At 47.4% G+C, this 17,868-nt stretch carries 12 protein-coding genes; 6 read left to right on the forward strand and 6 right to left on the reverse strand.

Features of this window, described 5'->3' with window-relative positions:
* The first annotated feature begins 15 nt into the window (after window positions 1-15).
* The 5 genes from cmk to CI960_RS01855 all read left to right on the forward strand — a co-directional run bounded on the left by cmk (window position 16) and on the right by CI960_RS01855 (window position 6,149).
* Window positions 16-705, forward strand: coding sequence for a (d)CMP kinase (gene cmk, locus CI960_RS01835; RefSeq protein ID WP_005858908.1), 690 nt, complete (start codon window positions 16-18; stop codon window positions 703-705).
* A 184-nt stretch (window positions 706-889) separates the two neighbouring features.
* Window positions 890-1,762 (forward strand): 4-hydroxy-3-methylbut-2-enyl diphosphate reductase, encoded by an 873-nt coding sequence (locus tag CI960_RS01840; RefSeq protein WP_005858906.1) that lies wholly within the window; start codon window positions 890-892, stop codon window positions 1,760-1,762.
* Window positions 1,763-1,859: 97 nt separating this feature from the next.
* Window positions 1,860-2,840 carry a 6-phosphofructokinase gene (pfkA, locus tag CI960_RS01845; protein ID WP_005858904.1) on the forward strand — a complete coding sequence of 327 codons (981 nt, stop codon included), beginning with the start codon at window positions 1,860-1,862 and terminating at the stop codon, window positions 2,838-2,840.
* An 81-nt stretch (window positions 2,841-2,921) separates the two neighbouring features.
* Window positions 2,922-4,673 carry a DUF6057 family protein gene (locus CI960_RS01850; RefSeq protein ID WP_005858902.1) on the forward strand — a complete coding sequence of 584 codons (1,752 nt, stop codon included), beginning with the start codon at window positions 2,922-2,924 and terminating at the stop codon, window positions 4,671-4,673.
* A gap of 3 nt (window positions 4,674-4,676) precedes the next feature.
* A complete protein-coding gene (locus tag CI960_RS01855) occupies window positions 4,677-6,149 on the forward strand; it encodes a PD40 domain-containing protein (protein WP_036629077.1) in 1,473 nt (490 codons plus the stop codon).
* A 49-nt stretch (window positions 6,150-6,198) separates the two neighbouring features.
* On the opposite strand, the gene meaB is transcribed toward CI960_RS01855, so the two are convergent.
* The 6 genes from meaB to CI960_RS01885 all read right to left on the reverse strand — a co-directional run bounded on the left by meaB (window position 6,199) and on the right by CI960_RS01885 (window position 16,149).
* The gene (gene meaB / locus CI960_RS01860) at window positions 6,199-7,296 is read right to left on the reverse strand and encodes a methylmalonyl Co-A mutase-associated GTPase MeaB (protein ID WP_005858898.1); all 1,098 of its coding nucleotides are present in this window, start codon (window positions 7,294-7,296) and stop codon (window positions 6,199-6,201) included.
* A gap of 9 nt (window positions 7,297-7,305) precedes the next feature.
* On the reverse strand, window positions 7,306-8,415 hold the full coding sequence (locus CI960_RS01865) for a DUF1573 domain-containing protein (protein WP_005858896.1): 1,110 nt from the start codon (window positions 8,413-8,415) through the stop codon (window positions 7,306-7,308).
* A 27-nt stretch (window positions 8,416-8,442) separates the two neighbouring features.
* Entirely contained in the window at window positions 8,443-8,820 is a 378-nt protein-coding gene (locus CI960_RS01870; RefSeq protein WP_005858893.1) for a DUF1573 domain-containing protein, read from the reverse strand.
* A 192-nt stretch (window positions 8,821-9,012) separates the two neighbouring features.
* On the reverse strand, window positions 9,013-14,694 hold the full coding sequence (locus tag CI960_RS01875) for an alpha-2-macroglobulin (RefSeq protein ID WP_005858891.1): 5,682 nt from the start codon (window positions 14,692-14,694) through the stop codon (window positions 9,013-9,015).
* A gap of 87 nt (window positions 14,695-14,781) precedes the next feature.
* A complete protein-coding gene (locus CI960_RS01880) occupies window positions 14,782-15,279 on the reverse strand; it encodes a dihydrofolate reductase (RefSeq protein WP_005858889.1) in 498 nt (165 codons plus the stop codon).
* A gap of 75 nt (window positions 15,280-15,354) precedes the next feature.
* On the reverse strand, window positions 15,355-16,149 hold the full coding sequence (locus tag CI960_RS01885) for a thymidylate synthase (protein ID WP_005858887.1): 795 nt from the start codon (window positions 16,147-16,149) through the stop codon (window positions 15,355-15,357).
* A 393-nt stretch (window positions 16,150-16,542) separates the two neighbouring features.
* Here CI960_RS01885 and CI960_RS01890 point away from each other — a divergent pair, with 393 nt between their 5' ends.
* Window positions 16,543-17,691, forward strand: a complete 1,149-nt coding sequence (locus CI960_RS01890) for an aldose epimerase family protein (protein WP_005858883.1) — start codon at window positions 16,543-16,545, stop codon at window positions 17,689-17,691.
* Window positions 17,692-17,868: the final 177 nt, after the last annotated feature.

Raw genomic sequence — 17,868 nt, forward strand, 5'->3', positions numbered from 1 at the left:
TACATTAATATATATATGAAGAAAATAGTTATCGCTATAGACGGCCACTCTTCCAGTGGCAAAAGCACCATGGCTAAAGATCTTGCCAAGGAGATTGGATATACGTATATCGATACGGGTGCCATGTATCGGGCCGTGACTTTGTATTGCATCCAGCATGGATTTTTTGAGGGAGAGAAGATTAAGGAGGAAGAGCTGAAGGCTTCTATCCATGATATCGATATTTCATTTCGTTTGAACGCGGAGACCGGCCGGCCGGATACCTATTTGAACGGTGTGAATGTAGAGAAAGAGATCCGTGGTATGGAAGTGGCGGATAAAGTGAGTCCGGTAGCCACTCTAGGCTTTGTGCGCCGTGCGTTGGTCGCTAAGCAACAAGAGATGGGAAAGGCGAAAGGCATCGTGATGGATGGCCGTGATATCGGTACGGTCGTATTCCCGGATGCGGAGTTGAAGCTTTTCGTGACGGCCTCGCCGGAGGTACGTGCCAAGCGCCGGGTCGATGAGCTGGAGGCGAAAGGGATCCCCGCTTCTTACGAGGAAGTGCTGGAGAATGTGAAGAAGCGGGATTATATAGATTCAACCCGGGAGGAAAGTCCTTTGAGACAAGCTGATGATGCCTTGGTATTGGATAATTCCCATATGACCTTGGAAGAGCAAAAGGCTTGGTTGCTGGAACAATATCATAAAGCGATCGGTTCATAAACGAGTGCTTGGAGTTTCCTATAAAGAAAACTTTTGTCTCTTCGAATGAAAACTATAGTTTCGTTACTAGGAAACAAAAGTTTCTCTTAGGGAAAACTCTAGTTTTGTTATGAAGAAACTATAGTTTCTTGTGATTGAAAATTAAGAAAACTGTAAGTGCTTGTTTGTTAATGATATTATAGATATGATAGAAGTCGAGATAGATAAAGATTCCGGATTCTGTTTTGGGGTTGTCACCGCCATAGAGAGCGCTGAGCGGGAGCTGGGAAATACGGATACGCTGTATTGCCTAGGCGATATCGTTCATAACAGTTTGGAGGTGGAGCGGTTGGAGCATATGGGGCTGCATACGATCGACCATGAGGGACTTTCAAGGTTGAGAGACCGGAAGGTGTTGCTCCGGGCGCATGGCGAGCCGCCTTCTACCTATGCTTTAGCGAAGCGAAACAATATCACGATTATAGACGCTACTTGCCCGGTTGTCTTGCGTTTGCAGCGCAAGATCCATAAATGTTATCAAGAGACCCGGGCGAATAACACCCAGTTGGTTATCTATGGGAAGAAAGGCCATGCGGAGGTGAATGGCTTGGTGGGGCAGACGGAGGGCACGGCGATTGTCATCGAGAAAATAGAAGACCTCGATCGTCTGGACTTTACCCGTGCGATCAGTCTGTTTTCCCAAACCACGAAGTCCTTGGATGGATTTAAGGCGGTAGTGGCGGAGATCAAGCTGCGGATGGCGGAAGGGGTGGAGTTTAATTATTACGATACGATTTGCCGTCAGGTGGCGAATCGTCTTCCGAATATAAAAGCGTTCGCCTCCAGCCACGATTGGGTCTATTTTGTGGCTGGTCGTAAAAGTTCCAACGGGAAGATGCTGTTCGAGGAGTGCCGGAAAGCGAACCCGAATACGCTCTTTATTTCCGAGGTATCAGAGATTACCGAGCCTTTGCCCGAGGGCGTGCGCCGGGTCGGGGTTTGCGGCGCTACATCCACTCCCAAGTGGTTGATGGAGGAAGTAGCGGTCCGGATCAAGGAATTGAACGCTTCGGAATGATATTTTGATTAAGATTACGTGAACTTTCCGGGAGAAAGACAGAAGGATAACTAAATATTTACTACTTTTGCCGGAGAACATTAAAATCAATGACGCTATGTCTACAGTAAAGTGTGTTGGTATTTTAACGTCCGGAGGTGATGCCCCGGGAATGAACGCCGCTATTCGTGCGGTAACACGTTCCGCTATTTATAACGGAATGAGAGTGAAAGGTATTTACCGTGGTTACAAAGGGTTGATCCTGGATGAGATTGAAGAGTTTAAGACACAAAATGTCAGTAATATAATTCAGCGCGGCGGAACAATCCTTAAGACCGCCCGTTGCGTGGAGTTCAAGACTCCCGAGGGACGAAAACAGGCCTATGATAAGTTGCAAGAGCATGGGATCGATGCCTTGATCGCTATCGGTGGTGACGGAACGTTGACGGGAGCGCGTATTTTCGCTCAGGAGTTTAATTTCCCGATCGTAGGATTGCCGGGTACGATTGATAATGACTTGTATGGCACGGATACGACGATCGGCTATGATACAGCCTTGAACACGATCATGGAATGCGTGGATAAGATCCGTGATACGGCTACCTCGCATGATCGTCTGTTCTTTGTGGAGGTTATGGGGCGCGACGCCGGTTTCTTGGCGTTGAACGGAGCGATCGCTTCTGGTGCCGAAGCCGCTATTATCCCGGAAATCTCCTTGGAGAAAGATCAATTGGCTGAGATGATCGAGAATGGATTCCGTAAGTCCAAGAACAGTAGTATCGTATTGGTTGCCGAGAGTGAGGTAACCGGTGGCGCTATGGGGGTCGCTGAGCGTGTGAAGAAGGAATATCCGCAGTTCGACGTGCGTGTCTCTATCTTAGGTCACTTGCAGCGCGGTGGTTCTCCTACGGCACAAGATCGGATCTTGGCGACGCGCATGGGCGTGGCTGCGATCGACGCCTTGTTGGATGATCAGCGTAACGTGATGATGGGTATCCAGAACGACCAGATCGTCTATGTACCGTTCTCTAAAGCGATCAAGAATGATAAGCCTATTAACCGGGATTTGTTGAACACGCTCCGTGTTTCTTCAATCTAAATAAGGCATATGTTTATACGAATAGGAACCCGGATGTAGCGATTGCGTACATCCGGGTTTTTATTTGAAGAACCTGATATCATGAAGAAGTATAGTGGCGTGGCCTTGCATGTAATCGTATTTGTCTTTCTGTTTATCTTCTTGAGGATATTCAGTGAGTACCACTTTTACTGTGTCGAGCAGAACCAGTTATTCCAGTTGACTCCCATTTTTATTATCGATAAGTTAATGCAACCGGGAGGTTTAGCGATGGTTCTCTCCGGTTGTTTGGTGCAGTTCTTCATTATCCCGAATGTGGGAGCTATGATAACGGCAGCCTTGCTGACAAGCCTAGGGGCCTTGTTCTGGGCGATCTTGAAGCGGATCGATCCGCGAAGCCATGGTATTTTATGGGCTTGGCTTCCCGTCCTATCTTTGTTGTTTGTGCAATGGGATTTTAATTACAGGTTTCAAGGAACGGTCGCCTTCGGTATGATGCTGCTTGCTTTATATCTCGTTTTAGGGATAAGGAATTTCATACCTCGTTTGATAGCAAGTCTGTTTGCCTCCCTGTTACTCTTTGGGTTGGCCGGGCCGGTCTCTTTGTTGTTTGCCTTATCCATGGTCGGATATGAGGCCATGAGCCGGACGCCCCGTTGGTATTATTCTGCGATTTTACCGATGATCGTGTTGATCTTGGGTGGATTATGTGTGCGTTACTCGGTGATCGGAGAATACCGCTTTGTCTTTTTACCGGATAGTTATTATTATTTCCGTTTGGTGCCGGATAAGGTAATTTATTTCTCATGGATCGCTTTCTATGCGGCGTTGGTTGTAACCTGCCTCTGTAAAAACAAGGAATCATGGGCTGGTAAAAAGCGTCTAGCGCTGGGAATCTCCCAATTCATTATCTTAGGGCTTATCTTCTGGAAAGGCTTCGATCTATATGGCGAACAGAAATCATACCGTTTGAAGATGATGGACTATTTTACTCGGACAGAGCAATGGGACCGGATCTTGGTATCATGCAAGGAGCCGACCACTAATCAACTCTATTTATGTTACCAAAATATGGCTTTGGCCCGGAAAGGTATTCTGGCGGATGAGGCGTTTAAGTACACGCAGCACGGGCCTCGTGGATTAATGGTGGCATGGAATAAATCGACCACCATATCCGCCTTGTTGAGTGATGTTTATTTTACGATGGGAAATGTCGCCGCGGCTCAAGAGATGGCATTCGAGAGTAATATCGGCGCTTTATGTGATGGAAATCCCCGCATGACGCAACGTTTGGTGCAAACGAACTTGATTTATGGAGCCTATCCGGTCGCGGAGAAATATATCGCTGTCTTAGAGAATACTTTCTATTATAAGGATTGGGCCAAAGCGCAGCGGAAATTCCTGTATAATGATGAGGCGGTCGAGACAGATCCTCTATTGGGGAATATGCGCAGGAACCTGCTAGCTGAGAATCATCTGATCCAGATGGATGGATTCGACACGGACTTGATTCGCTTGGCGGAGCAGAATCCTTCCAATAAAGCCGCTTTCCACTATGCCGGCGTGTTCTATCTTTTAGCAAAAGATATGACGCGCTTTAAGACGTTGGTGGAAACCTATTACGGAACGGATTTACTCCCTTCTTTACCGGTCTCTTTTCAAGAGGCGGTCATCATCCTATCGGAGAAAGATCCGGATTACTGGAAACGTTTCGGTGTCTCGGAATCTATCGTAGGGCGATTCACCGATTATAAGAGGCAAGTGCTCGCTGGGCGGAATAATAGTAATGCGCTGCCCGGTTTGATGTATCGCTCTTATGGCGATACCTATTGGTATTATTATATGTTTAAATAGGAGATGAGAAAAATGTATATAATAAGATGTATATGTCTGTGGATGATTCTGGGCTTGATGGCTTGTTCCGGTCCGGTACGTATACAGAAGAATCTGGAAGTCAAGCCGGAGATCTTTCCGGATTATGTGGATGTGACAATCCCGCCGAATATAGCTCCCTTGAATTTTAAGCTGAAAGATGCTTGCGTTGAGGCCCGTGCCATTCTCGAATGTGGCCCGGAGAAATTAGAGATCAAGACCGGGAAAGACGCTTGTTTCGTGATCCCGGCCTCCGGTTGGAAAAGGCTGTTGCGTGCCGCTTCCGGGAATCATCTGAATGTAACCGTACAAGCCTTCGTGAATGATGAATGGATCGCGTATGTCCCCTTCATCATCAAGGTGGCGAAGGAGCCGGTCGATGGTTGGTTGGCTTATCGTTTAATCGAACCGGGCTATGAGTTGTGGAACCGTATGGGTATCTATCAACGTAACTTGGAAAATTATACGGAGAACGCGATCATCGAAAATAAGATGAGCGGCAATAACTGTATGAACTGCCATTCTTTCTGTATGCAGAATCCGGAGAAAATGCTTTTCCATATGCGTGAGACCTACTCTTGTACCTTATTGATCGATGGAGATAAAGTGGAGAAGCTGAATACGAAGACCGATCAGACCCTTTCTCCACTGGTCTATCCTTCTTGGCATCCTTCCGGAAAATATGTCGCTTTCTCTGTGAATAAAACCAAGCAAGCGTTTCATATGAACGATAGGAATCGGGTGGAGGTATTCGACTCGGCCTCGGATGTGGTCGTTTATGATACGCAAAAGCATGAGATCGTGACTTCTCCGCTGCTGTCTTCAGAGGGAGCGTTCGAGACTTTCCCTACATTTTCCCCGGATGGAAATACGCTCTATTTCTGTTCGGCTAAAGCCCGTACGATGCCCAAAGAATACGATCAAGTGAGATACGATCTATGCTCAGTCTCGTTCGATCCCGCTACACGCCGTTTCGGGACGGTAGTCGATACTTTATATAAGGCATCGGAGATCGATAAAAGCGTTTCTTTTCCCCGGGTTTCCCCGGATGGAAAGTATTTGCTCTATACCTTGTCCGGTTATGGAAATTTCTCTATTTGGCATAAGGATGCTGATTTGTACATGATTGATTTATCGACTCTGCAAAGTTATCCATTGGAGGCGGCGAATAGCGACGATGTGGAAAGCTATCATTCATGGAGTAGCGATAGCCGTTGGATCGTGTTTAGCAGCCGTCGGATGGATGGTTTGTATACAAGGCCGTTCATCGCTTATATTGATGGGAAAGGACAGGCTTGCAAACCTTTCCTGTTACCTCAGAAGGATACGGATTTTTATTTTCGTTTTATGAAATCCTACAATATACCTGAATTCATCACAGGAGAGGTAAAGAGACAAGGGCGTGCGTTGGCCGTGAAAGCGAAAGAAGACAAAGGAGTCGATGTAAGGTTCAAGTAAAAAAGAGTGTCGCATGATCAGATCGTGCGACACTCTTATGCTTTTATACCTATTTCGTAGCGATATTATCCAAGAACAGATCGATCATCCGTTTGGCTGCCACGAAAGAGCTGATCTCGTTGTTCAAGACTTGCTTCTCCGTTTGTTCCAGCATGCCTTCTACCGCCGGGTTATGATAGAACTTATCCCGCAACGTGTCGTTGATGCTTTCGTACATCCAGTATTTAGCTTGCTCGTTACGTTTGTAATCGAAGTAGCCGTTCTTTTTGGTGAACTCCATGTACTCTCCGACCATATCCCATATTTCTTTGATACCTAGGTTGTAATAGCCGGAATAAGTCAATACTTTCGGGAACCAGCCCGATTCCGAAGGTGGGAAAAGATGTAAGGCGTTCCGGAATTGAGCGGCGGCGAGATTCGCCTTTTCGATATTGTCTCCATCCGCCTTATTGATAATAATACCGTCCGCCATTTCCATGATACCTCGTTTGATACCCTGCAACTCATCTCCGGTACCGGCCAATTGAATCAACAGGAAGAAGTCCACCATCGAATGTACGGCCGTCTCGCTTTGTCCGACACCCACGGTCTCTACGAATACGGTATCGAAACCGGCGGCCTCGCATAATACGATCGTCTCACGGGTCTTACGGGCGACCCCCCCTAAGGAGCCTGCGGATGGTGAAGGACGGATAAAGGCGTTTTTCTCTCTCGACAAGGCCTCCATACGAGTCTTATCTCCTAGGATACTACCTTTCGAGCGTTCGCTACTCGGGTCGATCGCTAGTACGGCAAGCTTACGCCCTTGGTTGATCAAGTGCATACCGAAAGAGTCGATAGAGGTACTCTTTCCCGCTCCGGGAACACCCGTAATACCGATACGAACCGATTTCCCGGCGAAAGGCAAACATTTCTCGATAATCTCCTGCGCCACCTGTTGGTGCTCATGCTTGGAGCTTTCCACCAAGGTAACTGCTTGACTGAGTATCGTGATATTCCCTTTTAAGATACCTTCCACGAATTCGGAAGGCGTATATACCTTGCGTTGGACACGCTTTTTTATATAAGGATTTACGGTAGGGACATCCGCAATGCCCTTATTCACTTTCAATCCCTTGTACTGATCATCGTTTTCTGGATGTTCCATATCAATCTATTATTTGTATGCCGTCACCTTGATCAAGCGGATAGGCCCGTTCGGGTCGTTGCATACGACATTAATAAGTGCTTCAAGTTTTGTCTTTATCTCTTTCGGTCGCAAGGTTACTTTGAAAGTAGCGGTCGCTCCCGGTTTAAGTTCTTTCTTGCCGCCGGACAAATCGACACGCTCATCATCACAAGTGACGCTGTAGATCGTGAGCGGAGTCTTTCCGGCATTCGTAATCTCAAACGTACCCGATACCTTACCACCGATCAACGGAACGATACTTTTCTTGTTCGGTAGCTTGCCGAATTCCAGTAAAGTGCCGGATAATTCCGCTATCGGGGCTTGGGCTTTATCCGCAGCGGATAGTTTGCTGAAATTATCGATCACGTTGGCGGAGATCTGGATCTCTCCGGATACTTCCTTCTTTCCGGCGCTCTGTATCATGATCGGCAAAAGCGTAGAGACTCGTCCTTTCCGCTTCAGGACCTTGGCATCCATAAGGATCGTAATGGCACCGACCTCGTCCGGTTGAAGGGTAGCCGGGTTCACCTGTACGTTAAGGTAGTGAGGTACTTTACCCAGATGAATCGTAGCCGAGGTCTTTCCCTCGTTCTTAATGTTGATCTTCTCGCCCAACGTTTCCTCCGGACGGATACTGCTGAATAGAACAGTCTTCGTATGCAGCTTCAGATCACCGATAGAATAAGGATACGTAAAGACCGGCTGCGAAGGTTTCGGGGTGACATTTCCCTTAATGGCTAGGCTGTAACTCCCTTTCTTCCCATTGCTGAATATCGATACGGTTTTATAAAACGGGCCGGGGCGTCCTTTCGGATTATACGTTATCTTAACTTCACCGGTCTTACCGGGAGCGATCGGCGACTTAGTCCATTCTGGCCGTGTACAACCGCATGACGCGGTAACACGGGTAATGACCAAAGGGGCGTCTCCCGTATTCTTTATCGTGAAAGTATGACTGGCGAATCCATCGGCCTCGGCTATTGTCCCGAAATTATAAGTCAACTCGTCCGACAAGATTTGGGCGCCTTGTTGTGCCCAAGCTGTCGTTATAGATATAATTGCTGTAAGAGCAAGGATCAACCTTTTTATATTCAGCATTCCAATTGGGGGTTTTTTACGTATTTCTTATTCAACCTCTCCCCGGATGTTCATGATGAAGCTTCCGGTTTTCCCGTTACTGTATACGGAAATGGTCTTCGTGAAAGGACCCGGACGTCCTGCCGGATCGAAAGTAACCTTGATCTGGGCTTTCTTACCCGGAGCTACCGGTTCTTTCGGCCATTCCGGGGTCGTACATCCGCAAGACGCGATTACACGTGTAATGACCAGAGGCATATCGCCCGTATTGGATACTTCAAACGTATGGGATACTTTTCCGTCCGCTTCCTTGATGGTACCGAAGTCGAAACTGGTTGTTTCCGCGGAAATAACTGCTTTCTTCTGAGCCGAAGCCATTCCTGTCGCTAACAGGATCGCCATGAAAATAAAAACTATTTGTTTCATCTTATCGTTTAGTTTTAATTCGAATTACAAAGATAGTCATTTCAATTGAAAGTTGAGAATTGAAAACTGAAAATTAGAGGAAGATAACGCTTCTTGCGATGCCTATTCTTACCTTCTTACGGTGCCCATTCTAACCTCCTTATACTGGGCATTGTAAGGAGGTTAGAACGGGCATTGTAAGAAAAGGCTTGTTTAGGGCATGATCCGCAAGCTTTCTCCGGCGGTGTGCGACACGAATTCCGGGGCGTACATACATTGAATCGTACTGATACCTCCGGCGTATTCGCCGCTACGGGATACGTAGACCGGATATTCCAAGACGAACGTACCTTCCGGCAGACGATTGATGAAGAAATTCTCGGATACGTCTTTCGGGGATCTGTAATACCAGATACCGTCTCTTGATTCCGGGCCGGAAAGTTGATCGGCCGGTTCGAAGCAGCCCGCACGTAGATCTTTCAAGAATACGTAATTCATTTCACGGTCTGTCCGGATCGTTAGCCGAACGATTACCTTGTCTCCGATGCGGAGCGGTTGCTCCGGTGTTACGGGACGGATTTGGCGGTTGGTACCGTTATTGGTCTCGACGAATAATTTCTTCTCGACACTCAACACCCCTTTTTGTCCTTTTACCTTGTCGATCTCTTGGAAGTATTGCTCGTAAACAGCTCCCCATGCCGGCGTGTTTCCTTCCTTGCGGATCGAGAGCACGGGGTTGGCGGAATTATTTGCCGGCTCGTTCGGAAGTATCGTTTTGAGGTAACCGGTGGCGATTTCCCCTTCCGCGGTACTATAGGTCTTGCCGTCCCATGTCGCTACACAGGTGTTTTGCGTGTTCAGCCAATCGCTACCCGTGAGTAGCAAGGCGTAAATGGCGTTTACCGTGGCGGGTACGGATTCCCAGTTTTGTGTACGTTTCTGGTTTAGCAACCATTGTTTCATCCGGTTTGTATTCTGGGTATCCGGTGCGATCTCGTTAAAGACGGACATTAATAAGCAATGCGTGTCGATCGGTGAGGTGAAATAATCACTCCCCCTGCGGTTGTTTGCCCAATACATACCTTTCTCCTCGGAGATCGTAGCGGTCTTCTTTAGCCATGTCAGGATCGCTGTCGCCACCTCCTTTTTACCGTTTCGATGCATTAACAAGGCGATTTCGCCCTTACTGATTAAGGAATATTGATTCCAGTGCTTCTCCGCTTGGTTCGTATAGAAACGGATCGCTTCCCGGGCGTCTCCCAGTTCCGGGATATCCCGGTAGGAACTGCGGACGAATAAGAACTCTACCTGCTCCGGCGAGGGCCATGCGTTTTGCCATTTCTTATCGTATTTCAGCAAGTTCTCATAATCCGTTTGCATACTTTTGTCCAAGAACTTGAGGGCCTTCATTTGCATCTCTTTCTCCGCTTGCCCATATTGGATCGCGTTTAGCTGTACAAGCTGTGACATACCTTTCAGGATAGAAAGAGTGATCGCACGGCTTGCGGGGAAACCTTTGAACCAGCTCCATCCACCCTCTTCGTTCTGTTGTTGGATCAGTTGTTGCAAGGCCGCTTCCCGTAATCCGTCCGCACGGTTTAGGTCGAACAATAAAGACAAGCGTTGTTTTTGCTCTGTCTCGTTATCGGCGGCTAGTACCCAAGGCGTCTCCTCCAAGAGTATGTTCTTCAGCTCTTGGTTCTTTTCCAAGTTTGAATAGAGAGTAGAGGCATTCCCTCCTTGAGCGGTCCATTGGTTGATCACTTTCTGGATGCGGGGATGGGCTTGGGCGATATAGGAAGCCAACGTATTGCTGTAATAAGCGGCAAACCAAGATAAGATATTATCATTGTTCGGCTGTGTGATCGTCGGTAATGCCTGTACCGCGTACCAAATCGGATTCCCGGTCATCTCCAGCGTGAGACGGAATGGTGTCGCTCCCTCCGAGTTCCCGGAGATACGGATTTGTTTCTCTCCTTCCTTGAGCAAATAGAACGGGGTACTTTCCGTGATGAGCAATTGATTGGAAAGAACAGGTACGATCTGCTGCTCCCCGTCGCTTCCCTTTTCAGAGTCGGCTAGGATACGTACGCCCAGTAGGTTGATCTGTTTGGGGACCGGGATCATCCAGCTTACAGTAGCGATGCTATCCGGTTGCAACTCAAACGGACGTTGTGACTTGCTCAAGCAGATAATCGGTTGGTCTGTAGCGGGATCGAATAGCTCGATACGTACACGGCCGGATACCGCTTCCTTGGAATTGTTGATGACTTGCGTGCTGATGCTGACCTCATCCCCTTGGCGGACGAAACGAGGCAGATTCGGTAGAACCATCAAGGGTTTGCTGCTAATGACCTCTTTCGTAAGCAGACCGTATTTTAGGTCTTGGGTGTTGGCCAATAGCTGTAGTTTCCAAGTCGTATTACTTTCCGGCAGGGTGAAATTTACGAATACGTCTCCTTCCTCGTTCGTTTGTAAGGTCGGGTAGAAGAAGGCGGTTTCCGCAAAGTTCTGCCGGATTTGCTCCGGACTTATCGGCTGGCTGCTCTCTTTGGCGAAAGGATCGGATAGGCTGAACACGGGTTCCCCTTCCGTAGATTCCACACTAGGCTCTTCTAACACGGCGCTGTCTTCCATGATGTTCATGGATTCCGCCACTACTGGGGCTGCCGCAGATTTCAGCATGATACCACCCGTGGCGAAAGCCCGGTTGCTGGAACCGTATCCTCGTATGACAATCTCATTGAATAGACCGAACCAATTTAAACGGTCATACTGATATTGAGGTACTTTTATATACTTGGCCTCTGTCTGGTCATATTGATAACTACGCTGGAATCCGGCTCCGGTTGAGAAACGGGGAGCTTGTAGCAAGATCGTTCGCCGCGGGGAGAAATACCAATTGAATGGTATGATTTTATCTAGCGAGGCATCATACATGCTGGTCAGTACCTCGGCGGATACGATCGTGGAGTCCGCGTCGGTGATACGGAATTTCCAGCTCTCTTTACTTCCCGGAAGTAAACGATCCCGGAAGGTTATCGGCTTGATGGTCAACTGCCGGTTGGGTAGCTGAAGCTGTACGGGTACTTGGGTAATATATAGCTCACCCTCTTTTACGAACGTAAAGGATACGATGATTCCCTCTCCATATTCCGGCTTGAACGGGATCTTAAACCGATGGTTCGCGTCGCTTAGCTTTATCAACTCGTGATGGATGCGGTTATTTCCGGCAAACCATTCATAGAGCACGTAGGCGTCCTTGTCGGAGGTGCCGAATACGATCTCCGCTTCCTCCCCGGGTAAACAAGTTGTCTTCTCTTTCAGCAGCCAAGTATGGGTAAATACGGGAGGACGCTTGTCGTTCTTTCCGTATAGGATGAAATCGGACTGGTTCTTACTCTGCCGTCCTTGGCTATCTTTGGCTTCTACTAAAATACGGTAACGCCCGGAGGACAATGGGTTGAAAATAGCCGGACTGATCTCTTTGCCACTGGTAAAGCTACCGGAAGCTACTTGCTTGCCTTCTTGATAGCTCTCTCCGCTATTCTTATCGGATCGGTTTGCGATCAGTTCTACGATCTTGAAAGTACCGGAGGTGGAAACCATCTCCCCATTGATTGTCCGGGCTTCGACTACGGCTTTTACCGAGTCTTTCTCGATTTGTGGCGGTAGGTTCGTGAATAAGACGATACTGGATTCTCCTACCGAGAAGGTGTAATTCGCCTCTTGGGTCTCTCCCTTGCTATCGGTTACGGTAGCCGATACCTCGTAGGTCTGGTATGCGGAAGCGTATGGATTCGTATCCTCCTCTTTTTGGGGACGGAAAGATACGCTGAATGTCCCATCGCTGGAAAGGGTGGTACTCCCTTCCGCAACTTGTGTCGGAGCGCTCGGACGGAAATACCTCCACAACAGGAAGGGCCTGCGTGTAATACGCCAAGTGACATCTCCGCTGGGTAGCGACACGCCGGAGAATGTAGCCGCCTTGCCTTGTATGGTAACGGAATCGCCGAAAGCGATATCGCCCTTGATCGGGAGGAAGTACGCTTGGAAAGTCGGACGTTTGTATTCCTCTACATGAATATATACGCTCATCTGTCCGGTACTTAACCGGAAGACGCCGCTTAGGGTCTGTTTGGGGAGGGAGAACTCTCCGTTAAAAGAACCGAACTCATTGGTCGTGACTTTCTTCTGGGCTATCTCTTTCCCGTTAGCGTCGTATAAGGTCACCGTAAAAGGCTGTCCGGCCACGGCATGCGGGTCGTTCGAGTCTTTTACATAGGCGAGACCTTTGAAGAAAATGGTTTGTCCCGGACGGTAAAGCCCACGATCCGTAAAGATTGAGACTTCTACCGGGTTCTTTTCCGATCGACGGCCGGAACCCATCGGATAGATATTTGTCAACATAGCGTTGGTATCTCCCGGTCTGCTAGCTTGGAACGCCAATACTTGACTGTTCGCCGGAAGCGTGGCCAAGCCTTCCCGGTCTGTCTTGACGGTACCCAGTTCTTGCAAGCTACGACGCTGACCTCCGTAATAGGTAACGATAGCCCCATCAACAGGTTTCCCGCTAAGATAGTCGGTAACCATGACCTCTTGTTTATTACCGGAAAGATTACGATAGATTGCGGCCAATCGGGTTACGCTAACCGTATTGATCGTCTTTAGCTGTTGTCCGGGTACGGTTACGACACATTCATACAATCCCGGTTGATCCATAGATATATGTAAGGTCGTATCTTGCTGCGAATAGGTGTTGGGCAGTAGCAAAGAGAATGTCTTCTCATTTACAAGTTGTCCCAAGGTGCTGCTACTTGATTTTTTTGCGGATGTATGGGCTGCCGCTTGTAAAGGTGTTTTCGAGCTTCGATAGATTTGTACGATGACTTTCTGTACATTCTTATATTCCAGCTTGATCCCCAGTTGCTGTCCCGGATAAACCGTATTGTTTGTAGATGCGGATAAAGTAGGTTGTTCCAATTGCGCCAAGCGATTCTTTAAGATAGCCGTGCGAGGGTAACCGGAATATCGTTTGATACCCTCCTCGCATAGTTTCACCTCTTCCGCTTTGATAGAATCCCATTGGGTAGAGACGTAACGAAACATACTGCCGCTAACCAAATCCAATTTAGCGATTAAGATCTCGGCGGCATAGTTTTGAGAAGCTAAGTTCCTGTAAAGCTCATCCAATGCGTTCATGTAAGCCTCAAAAGACTCTTTATCCCTTTTATCCCCGTAAAGGAATCGTAGGTAATCCAATTCCGTAAGGAGGACCGATTTCATATTCGGCTCCTTATTTTGAAAGGCGATCAAGTCTTTATAGATCTGTACGGTCGGTTGGATGTCCAGTGCCCGGAAGGCAAGGAACTCATAGAGGGTCGGACGCAGGGTTTGCGAGTCCTTTCCGATCTCCAGAATATCCTTGAACTTGCTGACAGGCGTATTTTGCAATAAAGCCGTAGGTCGCAATGATAAATCGATCTCTTCCTTGATCTTATCCGTGAATAAGTTGGAAGTCCATACCCGGATATCCTCCGGGATATAACCGCTTAATTGGGTTCTTTGGTTGATGGTCCACTGGTTCCGTTGGAAGTAGTTCTGATACATCTCCGCCAACATGGAATGTAATACCGCCACGGAAGCCGAGTCGGCGCAACTGTTGGTGTAATTCTCCACCTCCTTGATCAGTTCCGGGAACTGATCATCGTTTACCTCCATCTGTTCTTTCATTTTAAGGATAAGATTCTTGATCACCATAGGGGTATTCTTATCGTTTATAGCTTGCGTGATAACAGAACTTTTTTGTAGAGGCTGGGCGGCCCGGCTATACATAATAACCGCCGAGATGCCGCAAAGTATCAGGGCAGATAAAATAATTGCTCTTATCTTCATATCTTTTGGGTTTTATAAGTTTAACAATAAACCTTTCCTATATAGATACAAAGAAAGAGCAAAAAGTTGTAAAACGTACGTTAATGTTTATTTTTTGCGCACGTAGGTGATGTAGGTGTAGGGGTAAGGGTTCTTCTCGTCTGCGGGATACTCCTCACGTTCAGTCTCTTCCCAAAGGTCCCAGTTTACGACGGGAAAGAACGAGGTAGCGTCGGGAAACTCATGATGGATGCGGGTAATATACATCTTGTCGGCTATTCTCAAAGCCTGTCTGTAGACCAACGCACCGCCAATGATGAATATCTCGTCCTCTTTCTCACATAAATCCAGAGCGGCCCCCATAGACTCGCAAGCGAAACAATTCACAAAACCAGCTTCGGGCATAGTCGTCAATACGACATTCTTCCGATTGGGCAGTGGCGCTACAGGGAGAGACTCGAATGTCTTACGTCCCATGATTACCGCATGTCCCGTGGTTAATTCCTTGAAACGCTTCATGTCTGAAGGCATGTGACATAATAATTGCTGATTCTTTCCGATCGCGCTTTTATCTGCGATTGCTGCGATGATAGAAATTGTACTCATAGACTTATTGATTTATGATTTGTAATTTATGATTTATGAATTAACTGTCAACTGTCCATCGTCAACTGCCAATTCTCAGACGGCCACTTCTCCCTTGATGTGGGGATGTGGGTCGTATCCGGTCAAATTGAAATCCTCGAACTTAAAATCGAAGATGCTCTTTACGTCCGGGTTGATCTCCATACGGGGCAACGCACGTGGCTCACGTGTCAATTGTAACTTAACTTGCTCCAAATGGTTGCTGTAGATATGGGCGTCTCCCAACGTATGAACAAAATCTCCCGCTTTAAGGCCGGTAGCTTGTGCCATCATTTGTAATAACAAGGCATAGGAGGCAATGTTGAACGGAACGCCAAGGAAAATATCCGCGCTACGTTGATACAATTGTAGGCTCAACCGTCCGTTCGCCACGTAAAACTGGAAGAAAGCGTGGCAAGGAGGCAGGTTCATGTTGTCTAAGTCCGCCACGTTCCATGCGCTTACAATGATTCGTCGTGAATCCGGGTTATGCTTGATCGTCTCCACGGCCTCGGTGATCTGGTCGATAGATCCTCCTTTATAATCCGGCCATGACCGCCATTGGTAACCGTATATATGCCCAAGGCTACCATCCGCGTCGGCCCACTCGTTCCAGATGCGTACGCCATGATCTTGCAGATATTTTACGTTGGTATCTCCATTCAGGAACCATAACAATTCGTAGATGATAGACTTCAGATGCAGCTTCTTGGTAGTGAGTAGCGGGAATCCCTCTTCCAGATTGAACCGCATCTGATGACCGAATACGCTGATCGTTCCCGTACCCGTCCGGTCTTCTTTTCTAACTCCCTCGGTAAGCACTCTATTGAGCAGCTCTAAATATTGTTTCATTACTCACTTATTACAATAGTGTGCAAATGTACAAAAGTGAATCGTATTATACTAGAATAACGGGTCAAAATATGAAATCGGTTGAGGATTCAAACGGTTTCTTCATGTATCCTTGGCGGTTTCTTCGGGAGGTATTAGGGGATTTGTATGAAGGTATAGCTTATTTATCATCTGTTGGATGATCATCTACCAACTGTTGCATGATCTTCCAACGGCTGTTGCATGATCATCCACCAATTGGTGGATGATTAAGATGTCAAGAGGAAGAGTGTAGTACTTCGGGAGGAAATCGGTAAGGATTCCCGAGAAAATGCGTAAGGATATTGGACCTCATGTGGATAGAATGCGTATCTTTGCCCGAAGAATAACATTTATTAATTTTAAAGGAAAGAGATGAAAAAACTTTGTTTTGCGGTCATGGCAATGTGTATGTTATTGTCATGCGGAGGTAAGAATGAGAAGGAGGCGGCTACGGAAGAGGCCACTCTTTCTGGTTTGATGAAGTCGGATTTTGTATCTGAGGTAGATGGTAAGCCGACTGCTTTGTATGTGTTGAAGAATAAGAAAGGGGCTGAGGCTTGCGTAACGAATTGGGGCGGACGCTTGGTTTCCGTGATGGTGCCTGATAAGAACGGTAAGATGACGGACGTGGTGCTGGGTTACGATAATATCGCGCAATACGTGGCGAACCCAGACATGAATTATGGTGCCTTGATCGGACGCTATGGCAACCGCATCGCGAATGGTAAGTTTACGTTGGACGGAACGGAGTATCAACTTCCGCAGAATAATAACGGCCATTGCTTGCATGGAGGTCCGAAGGGATATCATGCGGTAGTTTGGGACGCGAAACAGGTCGATGACCAAACCTTGGAGTTGACTTATCTATCGAAAGACGGTGAGGCAGGTTTCCCCGGTAATCTGGATATCAAGGTGATCTATAAGTTGACGGATGATAACGCCGTTGATATTAAGTACGAGGCTACGACGGATAAACCTACTGTCGTGAATTTGACAAACCATAGTTATTTCAATCTTTCCGGTGTCCCCGGCTCGCAAATCATGGATCATACGATCATGATCGATGCGGATACATATAACCCGGTGGACGAGACTTTGATCCCGACCGGTATCGAACCCGTGGAAGGCACACCGATGGATCTTCGCAAACCGGTAGTGGTAGGCGCTGATATCGACAATCCGTTTACGCAATTGGTTTATGGTGGTGGTTACGATCATAACTGGATTTTGAACGCCGCCGGCGATATCAATAAGGTAGCCGCTAAAGTTGTATCTCCGACAAGCGGTATCGTTATGGAAGTTTACACCAATGAGCCGGGTCTTCAATTCTATGCCGGCAACTCAATGACGAAAGCGGGTGATAAAGGCAAGTTAGGTGTGGTTTACCCACATCGTGGCGCCCTATGTCTGGAGACTCAACATTACCCGGATAGCCCGAACCAACCGGCATTCCCGAGTGTAGTGCTTCGTCCGGGCGAGAAATATGCGAGTGAGTGTATTTATAAGTTCTCGGTAGAGTAAATAAGGAAGAAAGTTCCGGATTTGGAAATATCCAAATAATGGTGGAGGCGCATATACATTGAATAGTATGTATATGCGCTTCTCTTTTTTACTCACGGAAGCATCTTGTTTATAGTGGAAGAATTTATCGCTAGAGAGTATACGCTATCTTTTCCCAATAGATTTTAAAAGAGAAAA

This window comes from Parabacteroides sp. CT06 (assembly GCF_002257605.1).
In the GTDB taxonomy this organism is placed as follows: domain Bacteria; phylum Bacteroidota; class Bacteroidia; order Bacteroidales; family Tannerellaceae; genus Parabacteroides; species Parabacteroides distasonis.